This window comes from Streptomyces sp. SID3212 (assembly GCF_009865405.1).
Taxonomy (GTDB): Bacteria; Actinomycetota; Actinomycetes; order Streptomycetales; family Streptomycetaceae; genus Streptomyces.
Map to the genome: position 1 here is coordinate 1 of NZ_WWJY01000419.1, position 266 is coordinate 266.

At 81.6% G+C, this 266-nt stretch carries 1 protein-coding gene; it reads right to left on the reverse strand.

Going from position 1 to position 266, the window contains the following annotated elements; all coding sequences use genetic code 11:
• Positions 1 to 157: DUF1990 family protein (locus tag GT042_RS39005; protein WP_161308786.1), on the reverse strand; the 157-nt coding region annotated here is incomplete at its 3' end.
• Positions 158 to 266 lie beyond the last annotated feature (109 nt).

Sequence of the window (266 nt, forward strand, 5' to 3'; positions counted from 1 at the left end):
CGCCCGCCGCCTCGAAGGCCGGCCGGCCCCGGCCGATCCTGGCGGTGTGGAAGAGGTGGCGGTAGCCGCGGGGGAGCGGCCCGAGCCGGGTCGCGCCGACCTCGCGATAGGTGAACGGGGCGTCCGCCGGGGCGGGCTCCGTGCGGGGCTCTGTCACGCGCGTTCTCCTCGGGTCTGCGCCGGTCCCGGACCACCGGCGGCGTAGTGCGGACGGACCCGGCACGGGCGGCGCGCCCCGCGTCCCGGGGCGCCGGGCCCCACCGGCG